Genomic DNA, 19,557 nt, shown 5'->3' with positions numbered 1-19,557 from the left:
GGGGGCCCGGGGTGCGCCTCCCACGGGCCCTTCTCCCCTCGCCGTGCAGCCCGCACCGCGGGGTGAGCCGGGGCGTCCGTCCTCACCTGCCGGACGGGCGTGACCTGTGCCCCGCACCGCCACCGAACGGGCTGATGTGTACCGCCGCCTACCCCCGCGCCCCCCGCGCCCGGAACACCTCCATGAGCGCGTGCAGCCGCGGGGACGCCGCCAGGTCCTCGAGGGTGAGGGGGCGGCCCTCGGAGTCGGCGACGGGCAGGCGCCAGTTCGGGTACTGGTCCCACGTGCCCGGAAGGTTCTGCGGGCGCCGGTCCCCCACCGCGTCCGGCAGCCAGACGCCGACCATGCGGGCCGGGGTGCGCAGCAGGAAGCGGTAGACCGCCCGGATCCCGCCCTCCTCCGCACCCGTGCCCTCCGGCAGCAGCCCGAGCCTGGTCAGATACGCGAGCCACTCGGCGACCTCCGCGGAGTCCTCCGTACGCTCCAGCTCCAGCGACCGCGTGAGCAGGCCGAGCCGGTGGCGCAGCGCGACGTGCTCGCCGGTGAGGCGGGCCGCGGTGGACGGCAGATCATGCGTGGTCGCGGTCGCCACACAACCATCGCGCCAGCTCTCCGGGGGCAGCGGGCGGCCCGTGCCGGCCCAGTCGCGCTCGAACCACAGCACGGACGTGCCGAGCACCCCGCGGCGCGAGAGGGCCTCGCGCACGCCGGGCTCGACGGTGCCGAGGTCCTCTCCTATGACGACGGCGCCCGCGCGGTGGGCCTCCAGGACGAGTACGGCGAGCATGGCCTCCGCGTCGTACCGGACGTACGTGCCCTCGGTCGGCTCGGCGCCGCTCGGCACCCACCAGAGGCGGAACAGCCCCATGACATGGTCGAGGCGCAGCGCGCCGGCGTGGCGGAGGAGACCGCGGAGCAGCCCGCGGTACGGGGCGTAGCCCGAGGCGGCGAGGACGTCCGGGCGCCACGGGGGCAGGCCCCAGTCCTGGCCTCGCGCGTTGAAGGCGTCCGGTGGCGCGCCGACCGACATGCCCGCGGCGAAGGCGTCCTGCTGCGCCCAGGCGTCCGCGCCGCCCGGGTGCACCCCGACGGCGAGGTCGTGGACGATGCCGACCCCCATTCCGGCGGCGCGGGCGGCGCTCGATGCGGCGGCCAGCTGCTCGTCGGTCAGCCAGGCGAGCCGGCAGTGGAAGTCGACCCGGTCCATCAGCTCGCCCCGGGCCCGCGAGGTCTCCGCGGAGCGCGGGTCGCGCAGCGCGGCGGGCCACGCGTGCCAGTCGGAGCCGTACACCTCGGCGAGGGCGCACCAGGTCGCGTGGTCGTCGAGCGCCTGGCCCTGCGCGGCGAGGAAATCGCAGTACTCGGCGCGCCGACCGGGCCCGGGCGCGACGCGCTGCACGAGCTCGAGTGCCTGGAGCTTGAGCTCCCACACGGCGTCACGGTCGATGAGCGCGCCCTTGTCGAGGACGGAGGTCCGCAGTCCGGCGGCCTTCTCCACGAGCGCGTCGAGCCGGACACGGTCCTGGCCGGTGACGTACGCGTACTCGGGGATGTCCTCGATCCGCAGATGGACGGGATCGGGGAAGCGGCGCGAGCTCGGCCGGTACGGGGACGGATCGGTCGGCGCGCCCGGCACCGCCGCGTGCAGCGGGTTCACCTGGACGAAGCCGGCCCCGAGCGCCCTGCCGGCCCAGGCGGCCAGCTCGGCGAGGTCCCCGAGGTCCCCCATGCCCCACGAACGCCCGGACAGCAGCGAGTAGAGCTGGACCAGGAACCCGTGCACCCGGCCCTCGGGCCGGGCCACGGCCTCGGGCGCGACGACGAGCGTGGCGCGCGCCTTCCGCTCGTCGGCCGTGCGCACGTCCAACCGGTGGACTCCGAAGGGCAGTTGGGCCCATCCGGCGGGCGCGGCCGGAAGCGACACGGTGCCGGAGGTCTTGGCGGCACCGGAGCGCTGCGACGCCGGCTCGCGCCACTCCCGGGTGCCGCCGCCCTCCAGACGCACCCGCACCCGCGTGCCGTGCGGGAGGGCCACGGGCGGCTTCGGCGCCGGGAGCCAGAGCACCACCGTCGCGGGGAGCAGCCGGTCCTCGGCGGCGCTCTCGGCAGCGGTGAGGGCCGACCGGACCGCCTCCGGGGTCGATGCGTCCACGTCCAGCGCGGCGAGGACCGAGACGACGGTGGTGTCGGGAACAGGAAGGGTGACGCCCGCCGACGGCGAGTGGGTGGTGGCGACACCGTGCAGCGCGGCCAGGCGGGCCAGGCCCATTCAGACTCCTGGGGACTCCGTGCCGCCGGCCGTGCCGGGGGCGGTGGGTTCGCTGGTGAGGGGGGCGGCGTCGGCGAGCGGCGGCTCGCTGGTCAGGGGTGCGGCGTCGGCGAGGGGCGGCTCGCTGGTCAGCGGGCCCGGCACCAGATCGGGGCCCGGCACCTGTTTGGACAGGGCGGAGAGCAGAAGCTGCGCGGAAGCGGCCACAGGTGGCCTCCTAAGGGTGGGCAACAGGACATAGCAGCCCTACCCAGCAGGCACGGCCGCAGACGTACGCCTCTCGTCAACGTGTTCCGTGTCACATTCTGCTCCACGTACGGGAGTTGAGCGGCCTTCGCGCGCCGATAGGCAAAGGGGACACAACAGGCGCTCGCATTGACACGTTCACCACACGGGTGGTGGGCTCGGTGCGTTTCGACGGGGCAGCGGGCGAGCGAGGGGAGCCGTACGTGCGGTTCGGACGCAGCAAGCAGACGGCGACCGCCGTCGCCGTCGCCGTCATCGGCGGGCTTCTCGGAACCGCTCCCGGCGCCGTCGCCGCGCCCGGCGAACCCGCCGCGCCCACCGCCACCACCGTGCCGGACCGCGAGGGCGTCGCGGCCCTGCCGCCCGTCTGGCCGCGGCCGCAGACGCTCAGGGCCGCCGGGCCCGCCGTGCCGCTCGGCGAGGAGGTGACTCTCCTCGTGGACCCCGACAGCGACCCGTACGCCGCCGAAGCGGCCCGCGCCGTGCTGCGCGCCGCCGGGGTGCGGACGGTCCACACCACGCTTCCCGGCCGCGGACCGCTGGTCCTTCTCGGCGGCACCGCCGCACAGGACGCCCTGCGCGCCCTGCGCGCGCCCGAGCGCGCCGATCTGCCCGCGGGCGGCTACCGCGCCGCCGTGGGCCGCGTCGCGGGCCGGGACACCGTCGCCCTGGACGGCGTCGGCGACGACGGGCTCTTCCACGGCGTGCAGACGCTCCGGCAGCTGACCAGGAACGGCGCGGTCGCCGGGGCCGTCGTGCGCGACTGGCCCGGCACGGCCGTGCGCGGCATGACGGAAGGCTTCTACGGACAGCCGTGGAGCCGGGAACAGCGGCTGGCGCAGATCGACTTCATGGGCCGCACCAAGCAGAACCGCTATCTCTACGCTCCCGGCGACGACCCGTTCCGGCAGGCCCGCTGGCGTGAGCCGTACCCCGCCGACCAGCGCGCCGAGTTCCGTGAGCTGGCCGACCGGGCCCGCCGCAACCATGTGACGCTCGCCTGGGCCGTCGCGCCCGCGCAGTCCATGTGTCTGGCGTCCGACGACGACATCAAGGCGCTCAAGCGCAAGGTCGACGCGATGTGGGCGCTCGGGGTGCGCGCCTTCCAGCTGCAGTTCCAGGACGTCAGCTACAGCGAGTGGCACTGCGACCGGGACGCGGACACCTTCGGCTCGGGCCCGGAGGCCGCCGCGGCCGCTCAGGCGCGGCTCGCCGGGGAGCTGGCCGTGCATCTCGCCGAGCGCCACCCCGGCGCCGCCCCGCTCACGCTCATGCCGACGGAGTACTACCAGGACGGCGCCACCGAGTACCGGCAGGAGCTCGCCGCGCGGCTCGACGCGCGGGTCCAGGTCGCCTGGACCGGTGTGGGCGTCGTACCGCGCACGATCACCGGGCGGGAACTGGCCGGGGCGCGCGCGGTCTTCTGGCACCCGCTGGTCACCATGGACAACTACCCGGTCAACGACTACGCCCAGGACCGTATCTTCCTCGGCCCCTACACGGGCCGTGAGCCGGCCGTCGCGACCGGCTCGGCGGCGCTGCTCGCCAACGCGATGGAGCAGGCGACGGCGTCGCGCATCCCCCTCTTCACCGCCGCCGACTACGCCTGGAACCCGAAGGGGTACCGACCGCAGGAGTCCTGGGAGGCGGCGATAGCGGACCTCGCGGGCGGTGTCGCGGGCGCGGACTCGGAGGGCGTCGCGGGCGGCGACTCGGGGGGTGTCACGGGCGGCGACGCGGACGACGCCGCGAAGACCCGGGAGGCGCTCGGCGCGCTCGCCGGGAACCACGCCTCGTCGATCCTCAGCCCGCACGAGTCCGCGTATCTGCGACCGCTGCTGGCCGGGTTCTGGCGGTCCCGGACCACGGCCGAAGCGCCCGCGCGTGACGAGGCCGCGCGGCGGCTGCGGGCGGCGTTCACGGTGATGCGCGAGGCGCCGCGGCGGCTCGCCGGCCTGGACGCCGAAGTGGGGCCGTGGCTGGACCAGTTGGCGCGGTACGGAGAGGCCGGCGAGCTCGCCGTCGACATGCTGCAGGCGCAGGCCCGTGGTGACGGCGAGGCGGCGTGGCGGGCCTCGCTGGCCATGGCGCCGCTGCGCGCGGCGATCGGCGGGCAGCAGGTCACGGTCGGCAAGGGCGTGCTCGACCCGTTCCTCGACCGGGCGGCGAAGGAGTCCGCGGCATGGACGGGCGCGGACCGCAAGGCCGGGTCGGTGAGCCGTACCGCCTCCGTGTACACGGTGCATCTGGACCGGGCCCGGCCCGTCGAGGCGGTCACCGCGATGACCGAGCCGGGCGCGGACGGCTCCGCCGGGGCGCTGGAGGCGCATGTGCCGGGCGAGGGGTGGCGGCACGTCGGCCCGCTCGCCGCGTCCGGCTGGACCCAGGCCCGCACGGCCGGGCTGCAGGCGGACGCGGTCCGGATCGTGTGGTCGGGCGCGGCGGCGCCGCCGGTGCGGGGACTCGTTCCGTGGTTCGCGGACGAGCCGCAGGCCCGGCTGGCACTCGTACGGGGCGAGCTGGACGCGCCGATCGGCGGCGGCCCGCAGCGGACCGAGGCGTACGTCGCGGCGCAGCGGCCCGACGAGGTGCGGGGCGCGCTCACCGCGAAGGCGCCCAAGGGCATCACGGTGGCGGTGCCGAAGGAGGTGCGGGTGCCACGGGGTACGCGCACGGCCGTGCCGGTCGAGGTCACCGTGCCGCCGGGGACGCCGGCGGGCGAGTACCAGGTGCCGTTCACCTTCGGCGGCGAGGAGCGCACCCTGACGGTACGGGCGTACCCGAAGACGGGCGGGCCGGATCTGCTCCGGACCGGGTCCGCGTCCTCGTCCGGGGACGAGACCCCCGACTTCCCCGCGTCCGCGGCGACGGACGGCGACCCCGGTACGCGGTGGTCCTCGCCGGCGGAGGACGGCGCCTGGTGGCAGGCGGAGCTCGCGGCTCCGGCGCGGGTCGGGCAGGTCGTCCTGCACTGGCAGGACGCGCACGCCGCGAGGTACCGCATCCAGGTGTCCGCGGACGGGCGCGTGTGGCGGACGGCGGCGACGGTCCGGGACGGGCGGGGCGACCGCGAGACGGTGCGGATGGACGCGCCCGGCACGCGGTTCGTCCGGGTGCAGGGGGATGCGCGCGCGACGCAGTACGGGTACTCGTTGTGGTCGGTGGAGGCATATGCGATAACCGGGGGCTGACGCCCTCGGACCCCCGCGGCTGCCCGGCGCCGCGGCGGCCGGGCGGGGTGCGGGGTGACCCGGTGCCGCGCCGGCGCCCGGTGTGTCCGTCCTCGAACTCCCCCAGAGCTTCGCCTGGGAGGTGCCCCCAACGGGCTCTGGGTGTCACGGGGTCACCCGGTGCCGTGCGGTTGCCGTCGGGGTCCGCTCCGGGGCTCGTGTCCCGGCTGTCGGTCCTCGCCGCGCTCCGCGCGGACTGCGGGCGCCCTCACGTCCGGAACACGACCCCTACGCGTCCCCCCTCGGGGGCCGGCCCGGTTGGCTGAGCACGGTGGGCGGGTGGCCCGTCAGGGGTTCTTCGCGCTGCCGTCCTGCTGGTGGCTCGTGGGCAGCCGTTCCTCCCCCCGAGCTTCGCCTGGGAGGTGCCCCCAGAGTCCGCTTTGACGAAATCCTGGAGGGGTGACACCAGAGTCCGCCAGGACGAAGTCCCAGGGGGCGGGGGTACCTCCAAGGCCGGGTAGTTAACGTTTCCACAGGTCATGCAAACCCGTTGAAGGTGGGCCCGGCGTAGAGCAACGGAGCTCGTTGGTACAGGCAGTCGACCAAGACAGCTTGTACCCGAGGAGCTCCGTTGCCGTCTCATCATGTCCTGCCCGTCCCGGTGACGGCCATCACCCGTACGGTTGCCGTGGCCGCCGGGAGGTTCGCTGCCGGGCATCTGGGTGGTTTGACCCCATTTCTGCCCTTCGAATTGGTGGATGCCGTTCTGGAGGAGACCCGTGCGGTCCAGCATCGGCTGCGGGACCTGCCGTCCCGGGTCGGGGTGTACTTCCTGGTGGCGATGTGCCTGTTTCCGGAGGTCGGATACCGGCTGGTGTGGGACAAGTTGACCTCCGGGACCGGCGGCGTCCTGCCTGCCCCCAGTGCGAAGGGTCTGCGCGATCTGCGCCGCCGAGTGGGCTGCGCCCCGATGAAAGCCCTCTTCGAGGTAGTGGCTGGGGCGCTGGCTCAACCACGGACGCCGGGAGTGCGCTTCGGTCCTTACCGCACGGTCTCCTTCGACGGCTGCAGCTCGATCAAGACGCCCGACAGCGAACGCAACCGGGGTTGGCTGGGGCGGTGCCCGCACGGCGGCTATCCCCAGATCGAGTTGATGACGCTGGTCGAGACCGGGACGCGCGCGGTGATCGGTGCAGTGTTCGGCCCCACTCGTGAAGGCGAAACCTCCTACGCCACCCGACTATTGCATCACCTGAGCCCCGAGATGCTGGTGCTGTGGGACCGGGGCTTCGACGGCAACGACTTCCTCGCCGCCGTGCACGCCACCGGCGCACGCGTCGTCGGCCGCATCAGCCAGCGCCGCCGCCCGCCGGTCCTGGAATCTCTCGCGGACTCCTCGTATCTCTCGGTCATCGGCGGTGTCGCCGTGCGCATTATCGAGGCCCAGGTGCGTGTCGCCTGCACGGACGGCAGCGGCTTCGACGGCTCCTACCGGCTGGTGACCACACTGCTGGATGCCCAGCGCTACCCCGCCGACCGTCTCGTGCGCCTCTATCACGAACGCTCGGAGCACGAGAGCGCCTACTACGCCCTGCGTCACACCGTCCTGCGGGGGCGAGTCCTGCGTTCGTGCGACCCGGTCGGTGTCGAGCAGGAGATGTGGTCCCTGCTGACCCTCTACCAGCTGTTGCGTCGGGCCATGGTCGAGGCGGCGGAGTCCCGGCCGGGGACCGACCCCGACCGCTGTGGCTTCACGATTGCTCTCCAAACAGCCCGTGATCTGCTGGTACGTGCGGAAGGAATCGTCGAGCAGGGGATCGGGGCGATCGGACGGCGAGTTCTGTCGGCGCTGTCGCCGGAGCGTCGGCCTCGCGTCAGTACCAGGAAGGTGAAGTCGCCCATCTCGCGCTATGCGGAAAGGAAGATGGACGGCCGCCCCGACGGGAGCCGGACCGTGACCTCCGTGACGATTACCCTCCTACAACCTCCGCCCTCTCCGACCGCGCTGCCGACCACAATGATCCGGGAGTACGTCGGCGCCGGCCAGGCCGGCCACCGCATGACACGCGTCCTCGCCGTGCTGCGGGCAGAGCCCGAGCGGCAGTGGCAGGCCAGAGAGATCGCCGAGCTCCTTGGTGACGTCACCCTCGTCACCACCTATCGACAACTTGCTCGCTGGACCGAAAGAGGACTGATCAGAAGAATCCGAACGGGCCGCTACGCGGCAGCCGCCCCGACGAGGACCGCTGCCTTGCGCCCTCGGCCCAAGCGCTAACTACCCGGCCTTGGGGGTACCTCCCATGCCCGAAGGGCTATGGGGGTGGGTGGGCACAACCACCCACCCGGTCGCACACGGGCACGGACCCCGGGCCGGGACGTCGGTGGCCGCGGGGCCGGGGGGCCCACACGCGCACCCGGGCACCCGGGCACGCAGGCCCGGGCCCCGGCGGCGGTGGTCGCACGGCGGGCCCGGGCCGTACAAAAGCCCGGATCATCAGGCTGAGATGCCGTCGATCCGGGCCATCGCGTCGTCCGCGCCGTACGGCTGCAAGTACGGCAGCCAGCGCGGGTCCCTATGCCCGGTCCCGATGATGCGCCAGGCCAGGCCGCTCGGCGGAGCGGGTTGATGCCGCAGCCGCCAGCCCAGCTCGCGCAGGTGCCGGTCGGCCTTGACGTGGTTGCAGCGGCGGCAGGCCGCCACCACGTTGTCCCAGGCGTGCTGACCACCGCGACTGCGCGGAATGACGTGGTCGACGCTGGTTGCGACGCCACCGCAGTACATGCAGCGGCCACCGTCACGCGCGAACAGCGCGCGTCGGGTCAGAGGAACGGGCCCCCGGTAGGGGACCCGCACGAAGCGCTTGAGTCTCACCACGCTGGGCGCGGGGATCACTCGGGTCGCACTGTGCATGAAGGCGCCGGACTCCTCGAGACAGATGGCCTTGTTCTCGAGGACGAGGACGAGCGCGCGGTGGAGCGGTACGACGCCGAGCGGCTCGTACGACGCGTTGAGGACCAGGACATGCGGCACGGATGCCTCCTTGTACGCCGGCGACGCGTGGCTCGCGCCGGGACGATCTGCTCCCAGTCTCTCCTCCTGCCTGGTCGTGGCGCCACTACGTCCCCGTAACGGGCCGGAGGGATTTTGTGTGCGGTCGACCACACGCCCACGTCCGTCCATCCGGAGAATGCCCCGGTGAGGGCCGTCTCTCCCTCGGACAGAGCGGCCGGGACGGGAGGTGTGCCCCGTTAGTGTGGTGGGACCGCCCACGCACGCCCTGGAGGTATCCGCCGTGTTCCTGGCCGCCGGTCCGTCCGACCCGCCCGTCACCCTCGACAAGGCCACGGAGAAGGCCACCAACGCCGCAGGCTGGGTCGAGGAGAACTGGTCCACCTGGCTGAGCGTCGGCCTGCGCATCCTCCTCATCGTGGTGATCGCGGTGCTGCTGCGGATCGCCGTACGGCGTGCGCTCACGAAGCTGATAGAGCGCATGAACCGCAGCGCCCAGGCAGTCGAGGGCACGGCCCTCGGCGGTCTTCTGGTGAACGCCGAGCGGCGCCGTCAGCGGTCCGAGGCGATCGGTTCGGTGCTGCGGTCGGTCTCCTCGTTCGTGATCCTCGGCACGGCGGGCCTGATGGTCCTCGGCGCGCTGAACATCGAGCTCGCGCCGCTGCTCGCCTCGGCCGGCGTGGCGGGCGTGGCACTCGGTTTCGGCGCCCGGAACCTGGTCACGGACTTCCTGTCCGGGGTGTTCATGATCCTTGAGGACCAGTACGGCGTCGGCGACTCGATCGACGTCGGCGTGGCCTCGGGCGAGGTGGTCGAGGTCGGTCTGCGGGTGACGAAGCTGCGCGGTGACAACGGCGAGATCTGGTACGTCCGCAACGGCGAGGTCAAGCGGGTCGGCAACCTGAGCCAGGGCTGGGCGACCGCTTCGGTGGATGTGAACGTGCGTCCGACCGAGGATCTGGACCGCGTCCGTACGGTCATCGAGGAGGCCGCCGCGACGATGACCAAGGACGAGCCCTGGAACGAGCACCTGTGGGGCCCGGTCGAGGTGCTGGGCCTGACCGAGCTGCTGTTGGACCAGATGACCGTCTCGGTCTCCGCGAAGACGATGCCGGGCAAGGCGCTCGGCGTGGAGCGCGAGCTGCGCTGGCGGATCAAGCGCGCCTTCGACGAGGAGGGCATCCGGATCGTCGGTGGCCTGCCGCTCCAGGCCGACGGCGAGCAGCCGGCCAAGGACCCGACGGCGGGCATGGCGGCCCCGTCGGCCTACGCCTCGAACACCTCGCCGCAGTCGGTGGCGGCGTCCCCGATAACTCCCCCGACGAACATGTCGAAGTAGTCCGGAGCGGTGAGTGCGTAACGTCGGCACGCACTCACAATCCGAATAGCAGGTACACAATCCTGCAACAGCAAAAGGGGCGCCGTGACCGGCGCCCCTTTCACATGAGGTCAGGGGATGCCCTACCCCCCTCTAGTACCACGACGTGCATTTGGTCGACACGCCCCCGGGCCCCTGAACATCCCTGGTGATGCAGACACGGTCCTTGTAGCCCGGGCCGTCGTACACCCAGTTGCTCTGGGCATACTGACCGCTGGTCGTCCCGTAGATGCTCCGCCCTTCCTTGCTCACCCAGGTGGATTCGGAGAGTTTCCACTGGTCGATCCAGACACGGCACGCGGAAATGGCCCAATCCGGATCGAAGTCGTAGACGGCGTAGTACTTCATGTACTCGTGACCGGACGGCCCCTGGGGAATTCCGATGTGACGGCCCGCACCACAGGGTCCGTTGTCCACGGAATCCTTGTAGTAGGGATACGTCGCCGCCTGAGCCTGCGTCGCGGTGGTCATCGCGAGGAGGACGGCCCCGAGGATTACGGCGCCCTTACGTGCAATGCGCATTGACTTCCCCCAAATGAATTTCTCGGACTGCTGCGAGATCGTGCCTGCAGCAGACATGACAAGTCAACCGCCCTCAAACCTTGTGACGCAGGACACAACTGCATAACGCCACCCGCGAGACCCGATCGCACCCTTGACGCCGAAACGGCCGATGCCTACGTTCGAGCCGATAGGAAACTTTCCTAACAGTGCAGGTTCGAAGGGCAGGTGCAACCCCGTGGCCGGAACCACGCCCGGTACCCCGCGCGTACTGCGAGCCATGAACGACCGTGCCGCACTCGATCTCCTGCTCGAGCACGGACCGCTGTCCCGGACCCGGATCGGCAAACTCACCGGTCTGTCCAAGCCCACCGCCTCCCAGCTTCTCGCCCGGCTGGAGGCCGTGGGACTCGTCGTCGCCACCGGCACCACCGAGGGACGACCCGGCCCCAGCGCCCAGCTGTACGCCGTCAACGCCCGCGCCGCCTACGCCGCCGGGCTCGACGTCACCCCGCAGCGCATTCGCGCCGCCGTCGCCGACATCACCGGCGAGACCGTCGGAGAGTTCGAGCTCCCCACCCCGGGGCGGCGGGCCGACAGCGTCGTACGCCAGGTCACCGAGTCGCTCGACGGCGCGATCAAGGCCGCCGGCGTCACCCGCGCCGATGTCCATCGCACGGTCGTCGGCACACCCGGCGCCTTCGACCCGTCCACCGGGCGGCTGCGTTACGCATCGCACCTGCCCGGCTGGCACTCCCCCACTCTCTTGGACGAGCTGGCCGCGGTCCTGCCGATGCCGGTCGAGTACGAAAACGACGTCAACCTCGTCGCCGTCGCCGAGCAGTGTCTCGGCGCCGCCCACGGCCACGAGAACTTCGTACTGCTGTGGAACGAGGAGGGCCTCGGCGCCGCCGTCGTCATCGGCGGCAGGCTGCATCGCGGTTTCACGGGCGGTGCGGGAGAGGTCGGCTTCCTGCCGGTGCCGGGCACGCCGCTCGTCCGTCATGTGACCAAGGCGAACAGCGGCGGCTTCCAGGAATTGGCCGGTGCGCAGGCGCTGCCGCGGCTGGCCCGTGAGCTCGGCGTGGAGGTCCTGGGCGACGGCCCGCACGCCGAGGTCGCCACCACGCTGGTCGCCCGGGCCGCCGAGGCCGATGCGGGGCCGTACCGGCAGCTGCTGGAAGCCTACGCGACCGGGCTCGCGACCGGGCTCGCGTCCATGGTCGCCGTGCTCGACCCGGAGCTCGTCGTCCTGTCCGGCGAGGTGATCGCCGCCGGAGGGGAGCCGCTGCGCGATCGCGTTCAGGCCGAACTCACCGAACTGGCTGCGGCCCGGCCCCGGCTGGTCCTGGGCTCCGTACGCAAGCACCCGGTGCTGCGCGGCGCTTTGGAGAGCGCGTTGGCGACCACCCGCGACGAAGTCTTCGACACGTCACGCTGAAACGAATCTCCGGACCTTCCACGCTCCTTTGACCCGCCCCCTTCCCCCGGCCCGTCCTGTCACAGGGAGACACCGCCATGCCCAGAAACCGTCGGACCACGGCTGTCGCGCTCGCGGCGACGGCCGCGATATCTCTTCTCGCATCGGCCTGCACGGGGTCGAACGAGGGCGCCGCCACGGACGACCCGAACGCCAGGACCACGCTCACGTTCTGGCACGGCTGGTCCGCGCCGGGCGAGGTCGCGGCGATCGAGTCCAACATCAAGTCGTTCGAGGACAAGCACCCCAACATCAGCGTGAAGGTCGTAAAGGGCATCACCGACGCCAAAATCCAGCAATCGCTGCGAGCCGGCGGTTCGAACGCGCCGGACGTGGTGTCGTCCTTCACCACGGACAACGTGGGGCGGTTCTGCTCCTCCAAGGCGCTCACCGATCTGAAGCCGTTCCTGGAGAAGTCGAAGATCGACCCGGAGAAGACCTTCCTGCCCCAGATGGCCAAGTACACCCAGCACGACGGCACCCGGTGCACGGTGCCGCTGCTCGGGGACGCGTACGGCCTCTACTACAACAAGGACGCCTTCGAGAAGGCGGGGATCACGGCGCCCCCGAAGACGCTGTCCGAGTTCGACACCGTGGTGAAGAAGCTGACCAGGACCAAGGATGACGGCTTCGAGCAGCTCGGCTTCATGCCGCTCTACGGGGGCTACGAGACCACGGTCGAGCACTACGGCGGCAATTTCGGCGTGACGTACCTCGACGGGAGCGGAAAGTCCGACACCGCGCAGGACCCGGCCGTCACGTCGATGTTCACCTGGCAGAAGAAGCTGGTGGACGACCTCGGCGGATTCCAGAAGCTCAACAAGTTCCGCACCTCGTTCGGTGACGAGTGGGGCCCCAAGCACCCGTTCCACACGGGCCAGGTCGTCATGCAGCTGGACGGCGAGTGGCGCGGCAAGATGGCCTCGGACGCCAAGCTGCCCTTCGAGATCGGCGCGGCGCCGTTCCCGGTGCCGGACGACCAGGTCGCCGACTACGGCAAGGGCTATCTGTCGGGCACGATCCTCGGCATCGCGAGCAACAGCCCGAAGAAGAACGCCGCCTGGGAACTGGTGAAGTACCTCTCCACCGACACGGACGCGGTCGTCTCCTTCGCCAACGCCATCCACAACGTGCCGTCGACCGTCGAGGCGCTGAACTCGCCGAAGCTGAACAGCGACCCGCTGTACCGCACGTTCGTGGAGATCGCCCAGCACCCCAAGAGCTCGCACGCCCCCTCGTCCGTCAACGGCGGCGCGTTCCTGCTGACGCTCCAGGACAACGGCCTCGCCTACGAGAAGGGCGCGGAGAAGGACCTGGGCGCGCTGCTGAAGAAGAACGACAAGCAGGTCGACAAGGACAACGAGCAGGCCGGCTGAGATGACCACCGCTCCTGTGCCTGTGTCACCGGGGCTGAGGGCGAAGCGCACGCGTGGTGCGCTTCGGACCCTCGGCTTCCTCTCGCCCTGGCTGGTCGGGTTCGGCGTGTTCTTCGCGTACCCGCTGATCTCGACCGTCTACTTCTCCTTCATGGAGTACGACGGGTTCACCGCGCCCCGGTGGGTGGGGCTGAAGAACTGGGCGTACGTCTTCCAGGACAACCCCTTCTTCTGGCCCGCCCTGCGCAACACGCTCTGGCTGGTGCTCGTCATGGTCACCTGCCGGGTCGCCTTCGGGCTCGGCATCGGGCTGCTGATCACCAAGGTCAGGACCGGGGCGGGGATCTTCCGCACCCTGTTCTACCTGCCGTATCTGGCCCCGCCGGTGGCGGCGACGATGGCGTTCGTCTTCCTGCTCAACCCGGGCACGGGGCCCACCAACACCATCCTGGGCACGCTCGGACTCGGCGAGCCCGACTGGTTCAACAGCGCCACCTGGTCGAAGCCGTCGCTCACGCTGCTCGCGCTGTGGGGCATCGGCGACCTCATGGTCATCTTCATGGCGTCGCTGCTCGACGTCCCCAGGGAGCAGTACGAGGCCGCCGAGCTGGACGGCGCGAGTGCATGGCAGCGCTTCCGGTACGTGACGCTGCCCAACATCTCGCCGATCGTGCTGTTCGCAGTGATCACCGGAGTGATCGCCACGATGCAGTACTACACGGAGCCGCTGGTGGCGGCGAAAGTGGCGAGTGGCGTGATCGGCGGCTCCGGGCAGCAGTTCGAGCCCGGCTACCCCGACAAGTCCACACTCACGGTTCCGCAGGTGGTCTACAACCTGGGTTTCCAGCGTTTCGACACCGGGGCGGCGTGTGTCGTCGCGCTCGTGCTGTTCGTGCTCGCCATGATTTTCACCGGGTTCCTGATGCGCCGGCGCAGCGGCTTCATGGCGGCGGAGGACTGACCGACGATGACGCAGACGACTTTCTCACCGCCGCTCAAGGCCGGGCCGACGGCGTCCGCCCTGACGAGCAGTGCGGCGGCCAGGCGGGCGGCGCGGCGCAGGGCCGCTCTGGAGTGGATCGCGGTCCACTCACTGGCCGTCGCCGCCGCCCTGTTCTTCCTGCTGCCGTTCGTCTTCGTGTTCCTGACCGCGGTGATGAGCGACAGACAGGCACTCACCCGCGATCTGTGGCCGCACACCTGGGAGTGGGGCAACTTCGCCACCGTGTGGAACACCCCCGGCTTTCTGACGTGGTGGCGCAACACCCTGCTGTACGCGGGGCTCGGCACCGTGCTCGCCGTGGCGAGCAGCCTCCCCGTGGCGTACGCGCTCGCGAAGTTCCGCTTCCGGGGGCGGAACGCGATGATGATGCTGGTGATCGCGGCGATGATGCTGCCGCCACAGGTGATCATCGTTCCCATGTACCTGTTCTGGGCGAAGCAGCTGGACCTGGCCGGCACGCTCTGGCCGCTGATCATCCCGTTCGCGTTCGGCAACGCGTTCACGATCTTCCTGATGCGCCAGTTCCTGCTGACGATCCCCCGCGAGTACACCGAGGCCGCGAAGATCGACGGCTGCGGCGAGTTCCGTACGATGATCAAGGTCGTGCTGCCGATGGCCAGGCCCGCGATCGCGGCGTCCGCGCTGTTCCACTTCTTCTACTGCTGGAACGACTACTTCGGTCCGCAGATCTACGCCTCGGAGAACCCGGCCGCGTGGACGCTGAGTTACGGCCTGGAGTCGTTCAAGGGCGCCCACCACACGGACTGGAATCTGACCATGGCCGCGACCGTGCTGGTCATGGCCCCCGTGATCACCGTCTTCTTCTTCGCCCAGAAGGCGTTCGTCGAAGGCGTCACACTGACCGGAGTGAAGGGCTAGAACACACATGAGGCTCGCAGTCGTGGGTGGCGGATCCACCTACACACCCGAACTGATCGACGGCTTCGCCCGGTTGAGGGACACCCTCCCGATCAGTGAACTCGTCCTCGTCGACCCCGCGGCCGACCGTCTGGAACTGGTCGGCGGTCTGGCCCGGCGGATCTTCGCCAGGCAGGGACACGACGGCCGCATCGTGACGACCGAGGACCTGGACGCCGGGGTGGCCGGCGCCGACGCCGTCCTGCTGCAGCTGCGCGTCGGCGGGCAGGCCGCGCGGGAGCAGGACGAGACCTGGCCGCTGGAGTGCGGCTGCATCGGCCAGGAGACCACCGGCGCAGGCGGTCTCGCCAAGGCGTTGCGCACGGTACCGGTGGTGCTCGACATCGCCGAACGGGTGCGGCGCACCAACCCGGACGCATGGATCATCGACTTCACCAACCCCGTGGGCATCGTGACGCGGGCGCTGCTCCAGGCCGGTCACAAGGCCGTGGGTCTGTGCAACGTGGCGATCGGCCTCCAGCGGAAGTTCGCCGGGCTGCTGGGCGTGACGCCGGGCGATGTGCATCTGGACCATGTGGGCCTCAACCACCTCACCTGGGAGACCGGTGTGCGTCTCGGCGGCCCCGAGGGGGCGAACGTCCTGCCTAAGCTGCTCGCCGAGCACGGCGACACCATCGCCGGTGACCTGCGGCTGCCCCGCCAGATCGTCGACCGCCTCGGCGTCGTCCCCTCGTACTACCTGCGCTACTTCTACGCGCACGACGCGGTCGTGGAGGAACTGCGGACCAAGCCGTCGCGGGCCGCCGAGGTCGCGGCGATGGAGAAGCAGCTGCTGGAGATGTACGGGGACCCGGCGCTCGACGAGAAGCCCGCGCTGCTGGCCAAGCGGGGCGGGGCCTTCTACTCGGAGGCGGCGGTCGATCTGGCCGCCTCGCTGCTCGGCGGGGGTGGCAGCCCGTACCAGGTGGTCAACACGTACAACAAAGGGACGCTGCCGTTCCTCCCCGACGACGCCGTGATCGAGGTGCAGGCCGCCGTGGGCGCGCAGGGTGCCACACCGCTGCCGGTACCCGAACTCGACCCCCTGTACAGCGGGTTGATCGCCAACGTCACCGCGTACGAGGAGCTGGCCCTGGAGGCGGCGCTGCGCGGCGGCCGCGACCGGGTCTTCAAGGCGCTGCTCTCGCACCCCCTGATCGGCCAGTACGAGTACGCCGAGACGCTCACGGACCGGCTGATCGCGCACAACCGGGAGCACCTCGCGTGGGCGTGACCGCTTCAGTCCTCGCCATCGACGCGGGCAACAGCAAGACCGACGTGGCCTTCGTCGGGGCCGACGGGTCGGTGATCGCCTCCGGCCGGGGCGGCGGCTTCCAGCCGCCGTACGTCGGGATCGAGGCGGCGTTCGACGCGCTGGCCTCGACGGTCGGCAAGGCCATGGAGCAGGCCAGGGCGCGGGGCGACGCCATCGACGGCATCGAGCACGTGTCCGCCTGCCTCGCCAACGCCGACCTCCCGGTCGAGGAGGAGGAGCTCACGGTCGCGCTGCGGGGGCGTGGCTGGGGCCGCACGGTGGAGGTGCGCAACGACACCTTCGCCATCCTTCGCGCGGGCGTCGACGAACCCCGGGGCGTGGCCGTCGTGTGCGGCGCGGGCATCAACTGCGTGGGCATGCTGCCCGACGGCCGAACCGCACGCTTCCCGGCGATCGGCAAGATCTCCGGGGACTGGGGCGGCGGGGCCGGACTCGCGGAGGAGGCGCTGTGGTTCGCCGCGCGGGCCGAGGACGGGCGCGGCGAGCCGACGGAGCTGACGCGGGCTCTTCCGGCGCACTTCGGTCTCGGGTCGATGTACGCGCTCATCGAGGCGCTCCATCTGGGCCGCATCCCCGCCGGGCGCAAGCACGAGCTGACCCCGGTGCTCTTCGCGACCGGCGCGGCCGGGGACCCGGTGGCCGGGGCGATCGTCGACCGGCTCGCCGACGAGGTCGTCGCGATGTCGACCGTGGCACTGGGCCGGCTCGGCCTGCTCGACGAGGAGGCGCCGGTGGTGCTGGGCGGCAGTGTGCTGGCCGCGCGGCATCCCCGGCTCAACGGGCGCATCGCCGAACTGCTCGCCGCCCGCGCGCCGAAGGCGACGCTCTCCGTGGTCACGTCCCCGCCCGTCCTCGGCGCGGCCCTCCTGGGCCTCGACCATCTCGCCGCCCCGGCGGCGACCCGGGCGCGGCTGCGGGCGCATTACGCGTAGGCGGGGGTGAGTCGGGCGGGGGCGGGGTGCCTGGGGCCGCCTGCGTGGGGCTCTCCTCTCCTCTCCACCCCTTCCCGGCTGTGTCGACGTGCGGCTCCGCCGCGTGAGGGCTCCGCCACGGCCCGGCCCCCGGGCGGCCGTCCGGTACCGTCCGGGCGGCCCGGGTGTCCGTCCTCGAACGCCGGACGGGCTCCCAAGGAGCGGCCGTCCCCACGTCCGCGGGGCGTAGGGGGATCGAGACGCCGGGGTTCGGGGGGCGGAGTCCCCGCAAAGAGGGCTGGGGTGGAGCCCCCCGCCAAGGGCTCCGGCGCGCGGGGACGCCGCAGGCGAGTTCGTAGGGCCGGGGCGGGAACCGATCGGGTCCATGTGGCGTATTCATGGTGGGGGTTCGGGGCAGGGGGCGCATTGGCAGCATTGACGCGACAGGCGAGATAGCTCAAGATCCAGTCAATCCTGGGTGTGGATGTCCGCCCCTGCGGCCATACTTCTGGCCGGGCAGTCGTCCCCCGACCTCGCGGGGTGCGGGACGCCGTCAGTGACCGAGGGGGAGGTCAGAGTGACATACACACCGAGCGCGGGAGCGCCCGCGCCACCGGCGCCGCCGGGCGTGCCCGTCCAGGCGCAGCCGGGGTACGAGGGCTCGCGGCCGTCGGGGGACCAGTCGGCGCCGCCTCCCGGGACGCTCGCACGCCGCAGCGCCTGGGCCGAGACGACGGCGCAGTTGCGCGCTGCGGCGACGACGGAGCCGGGCAGGCTGCGGATCATCGGTGCCGTGCTCGCCGCTCTCGTCGTGGCGTTCGGCGCCGTCACCGCCTTCGAGATCGCCGACCGGGCGTCCGCCGCCGACGCCGTCGTCAGCCGCAGCCAGCCGCTGAGCGCCGACGCCGCGAGCATCTACCGCTCACTGGCCGACGCCGACACGGCCGCGGCGAGCGGTTTCCTGGCCGGCGCACAGGAGCCCGCCGAGGTCCGCGAGCGCTACCGCAAGGACATCGCCAACGCGTCGCTGCTGCTCGTCAAGGCCGCGGCGAACACGGATGGTTCGACCGAGTCGGGCCGCTTCATCGCCACGCTCAACGAGCAGCTCCCCCGCTACACGGGTCTGATCGAGCGGGCCCGGGCCAACAACCGCCAGGGCCTCCCCCTCGGCGGCGCGTATCTGCGGTACGCGAACCAGCAGATGACGACCGAGCTGCTCCCCGCCGCCCAGAAGCTGTACGAGGCGGAGACCGCCCGCCTGGACCAGGACCACGGCGACGCCCGGCTCTGGCCGTTCCTGTCGCTCGCCATCGGAGTGGGCGCGCTGGGCGTCCTGGTCTGGGCGCAGCGCCGCAACTACCACCGGACGAACCGGGTGTTCAACCACGGACTGCTCGCGGCCACCGCCGCGTCGACGGTGGTCCTGCTGTGGCTGGCCGTCGGGCACACGGTGGCCAGGACCGAGCTGGGCGACGCCCGGGCGCACGGCCAGGAGTCGCTGAAAGTCCTCAACGACGCCCGGATCAACAGCCTGAAGGCCCGGGCCAACGAGAACCTGACGCTGGTCGCACGAGGCGCCGTCCTCACGGCCGACGGCAAGAGCGACAAGTACGAGACGGACTACACGTCGGGCATGGACCGGCTCAGCGCCGCCCTCGGCCGCGCCCGGACCCTCGCCGACGACGGCGAGGGCCGCACCCCGGTCGCCGCCGCCGTCTCCGCGGTCTCCGAGTGGAAGTCCCGCCACAAGTCTGCCAGCGACACCGACAAGGCCGGTGACTACGAGGGCGCTCTGGCGAAGGTGATCGGCGAAAAGGAGTCCACGGGGCAGTCGTTCGACCGCGTGGACAGCGCGCTGGAGCAGGCGCTCGAGCACGAGCAGGCCGAGTTCACCGAGTCCGCCGAGGACGGCCGCGGCGCGCTGACGGCACTGCCGGTCGGCGCGGCGGTGCTGGCCGTGCTCGGCGCGGTGGGCGCGGTCCTGGGCATCGGCCGCAGGCTTTCGGAGTACCGGTGAGA

Annotated in this window: 14 protein-coding genes; 10 read left to right on the top strand and 4 right to left on the bottom strand. The window is 71.6% G+C overall.

The window, feature by feature from the left end; translation table 11 throughout:
• Window positions 1–148 precede the first annotated feature (148 nt).
• Together malQ and ACWCP0_RS29915 are read right to left on the bottom strand one after the other, a co-directional pair.
• On the bottom strand, window positions 149–2,269 hold the full coding sequence (gene malQ, locus ACWCP0_RS29920) for a 4-alpha-glucanotransferase (protein WP_451081887.1): 2,121 nt from the start codon (window positions 2,267–2,269) through the stop codon (window positions 149–151).
• Window positions 2,270–2,476, bottom strand: coding sequence for a hypothetical protein (locus ACWCP0_RS29915; RefSeq protein ID WP_451081886.1), 207 nt, complete (start codon window positions 2,474–2,476; stop codon window positions 2,270–2,272). It lies immediately after the preceding gene.
• A gap of 242 nt (window positions 2,477–2,718) precedes the next feature.
• On the opposite strand from ACWCP0_RS29915, the gene ACWCP0_RS29910 reads away from it, so the two are divergent.
• A complete protein-coding gene (locus ACWCP0_RS29910) occupies window positions 2,719–5,706 on the top strand; it encodes a beta-N-acetylglucosaminidase domain-containing protein (RefSeq protein ID WP_451081885.1) in 2,988 nt (995 codons plus the stop codon).
• Window positions 5,707–6,334: 628 nt separating this feature from the next.
• The gene (locus tag ACWCP0_RS29905) at window positions 6,335–7,960 is read left to right on the top strand and encodes an IS4 family transposase (RefSeq protein WP_451081949.1); all 1,626 of its coding nucleotides are present in this window, start codon (window positions 6,335–6,337) and stop codon (window positions 7,958–7,960) included.
• Between the two features lie 219 nt (window positions 7,961–8,179).
• Here the strand turns inward: ACWCP0_RS29905 and ACWCP0_RS29900 are convergent, their stop codons facing one another.
• Window positions 8,180–8,716 carry an HNH endonuclease gene (locus ACWCP0_RS29900; protein WP_451081884.1) on the bottom strand — a complete coding sequence of 179 codons (537 nt, stop codon included), beginning with the start codon at window positions 8,714–8,716 and terminating at the stop codon, window positions 8,180–8,182.
• Between the two features lie 262 nt (window positions 8,717–8,978).
• Between ACWCP0_RS29900 and ACWCP0_RS29895 the strand changes: the two genes are divergently transcribed.
• A complete protein-coding gene (locus tag ACWCP0_RS29895; protein ID WP_451081948.1) occupies window positions 8,979–10,034 on the top strand; it encodes a mechanosensitive ion channel family protein in 1,056 nt (351 codons plus the stop codon).
• A gap of 132 nt (window positions 10,035–10,166) precedes the next feature.
• On the opposite strand, the gene ACWCP0_RS29890 is transcribed toward ACWCP0_RS29895, so the two are convergent.
• Window positions 10,167–10,595, bottom strand: a complete 429-nt coding sequence (locus tag ACWCP0_RS29890; RefSeq protein WP_451081883.1) for a hypothetical protein — start codon at window positions 10,593–10,595, stop codon at window positions 10,167–10,169.
• Between the two features lie 217 nt (window positions 10,596–10,812).
• On the opposite strand from ACWCP0_RS29890, the gene ACWCP0_RS29885 reads away from it, so the two are divergent.
• The 7 genes from ACWCP0_RS29885 to ACWCP0_RS29855 all read left to right on the top strand — a co-directional run bounded on the left by ACWCP0_RS29885 (window position 10,813) and on the right by ACWCP0_RS29855 (window position 19,555).
• Window positions 10,813–12,015, top strand: a complete 1,203-nt coding sequence (locus ACWCP0_RS29885; protein ID WP_451081882.1) for an ROK family transcriptional regulator — start codon at window positions 10,813–10,815, stop codon at window positions 12,013–12,015.
• 77 nt (window positions 12,016–12,092) lie between these two features.
• Window positions 12,093–13,430: an ABC transporter substrate-binding protein gene (locus ACWCP0_RS29880; protein ID WP_451081881.1), complete on the top strand. Its 1,338-nt coding sequence runs from the start codon at window positions 12,093–12,095 to the stop codon at window positions 13,428–13,430.
• A 1-nt stretch (window position 13,431) separates the two neighbouring features.
• Window positions 13,432–14,391, top strand: a complete 960-nt coding sequence (locus ACWCP0_RS29875; RefSeq protein WP_451081880.1) for a carbohydrate ABC transporter permease — start codon at window positions 13,432–13,434, stop codon at window positions 14,389–14,391.
• 6 nt (window positions 14,392–14,397) lie between these two features.
• A complete protein-coding gene (locus tag ACWCP0_RS29870; protein ID WP_451081879.1) occupies window positions 14,398–15,312 on the top strand; it encodes a carbohydrate ABC transporter permease in 915 nt (304 codons plus the stop codon).
• Window positions 15,313–15,319: 7 nt separating this feature from the next.
• A complete protein-coding gene (locus ACWCP0_RS29865; RefSeq protein WP_451081878.1) occupies window positions 15,320–16,585 on the top strand; it encodes a 6-phospho-beta-glucosidase in 1,266 nt (421 codons plus the stop codon).
• Window positions 16,576–17,559: an N-acetylglucosamine kinase gene (locus ACWCP0_RS29860; protein WP_451081877.1), complete on the top strand. Its 984-nt coding sequence runs from the start codon at window positions 16,576–16,578 to the stop codon at window positions 17,557–17,559. The genes ACWCP0_RS29865 and ACWCP0_RS29860 overlap by 10 nt, the downstream gene beginning before the upstream one ends.
• Window positions 17,560–18,115: 556 nt before the next feature.
• Window positions 18,116–19,555 carry a hypothetical protein gene (locus tag ACWCP0_RS29855; RefSeq protein ID WP_451081876.1) on the top strand — a complete coding sequence of 480 codons (1,440 nt, stop codon included), beginning with the start codon at window positions 18,116–18,118 and terminating at the stop codon, window positions 19,553–19,555.
• The last annotated feature ends 2 nt before the right edge of the window (window positions 19,556–19,557 follow it).

This window comes from Streptomyces sp. NPDC001970, assembly GCF_053594115.1.
The sequence above is the reverse complement of the archived record's forward strand: the minus strand, read 5'-3'. Positions and strand labels throughout refer to the sequence as shown.

Excerpts from the sequence above, each read along its gene's own strand:
- ACWCP0_RS29865 (WP_451081878.1), top strand. The coding sequence starts at position 15,320 with ATGAGGCTCGCAGTCGTGGGTGGCGGATCCACCTACACACCCGAACTG.
- ACWCP0_RS29875 (WP_451081880.1), top strand. The coding sequence starts at position 13,432 with ATGACCACCGCTCCTGTGCCTGTGTCACCGGGGCTGAGGGCGAAGCGC.
- ACWCP0_RS29870 (WP_451081879.1), top strand. The coding sequence starts at position 14,398 with ATGACGCAGACGACTTTCTCACCGCCGCTCAAGGCCGGGCCGACGGCG.
- ACWCP0_RS29890 (WP_451081883.1), bottom strand. The coding sequence starts at position 10,595 with ATGCGCATTGCACGTAAGGGCGCCGTAATCCTCGGGGCCGTCCTCCTC.
- malQ (WP_451081887.1), bottom strand. The coding sequence starts at position 2,269 with ATGGGCCTGGCCCGCCTGGCCGCGCTGCACGGTGTCGCCACCACCCAC.
- ACWCP0_RS29880 (WP_451081881.1), top strand. The coding sequence starts at position 12,093 with ATGCCCAGAAACCGTCGGACCACGGCTGTCGCGCTCGCGGCGACGGCC.